The organism is Paraburkholderia sp. 2C, assembly GCF_054589215.1.
In genome coordinates this window covers 1-401 of record NZ_BAAILL010000040.1, presented here as the reverse complement: position 1 = coordinate 401, position 401 = coordinate 1, and the positions used below count along the sequence as shown (strand labels likewise).

Below are 401 nucleotides of genomic sequence, written 5' to 3'. Positions count from 1 at the left end.
AACGGCAAGGTATCGAATTACCTGCACGATCATGTGATCGAGGAAGACACGCTCGACGTGTTCGCGCCGTCCGGCGATTTCACGCTCGAAGACAGCACGAAGCCGCTCGTGCTGATCAGCGGCGGCGTGGGCATTACGCCGACGCTTGCGATGCTGCGCGTGGCGCTGAAGACGTCGCGGCCCGTGCATTTCATTCACGCGGCGCGTCATGGCGGCGTGCATGCATTCCGTCACTTTATCGACGACCTCGCCACACGCAATCCACAGCTGAAGCGCTTCTACGTGTATGAAAAGCCGCGCGTGGAAGACAGCGCGCATGACGCCGCGGGCTATCTCGACGAAGCGCGGCTGCGTGAATTCATGCCGGCTTCGAGCGATGTCGATGTGTATTTCCTTGGGCC

At 60.8% G+C, this 401-nt stretch carries 1 pseudogene; it reads left to right on the top strand.

The features are described 5' to 3' along the window. Positions 1–401 (top strand): annotated as a pseudogene (locus ACYPXD_RS18620) (NO-inducible flavohemoprotein); the annotation flags it as partial.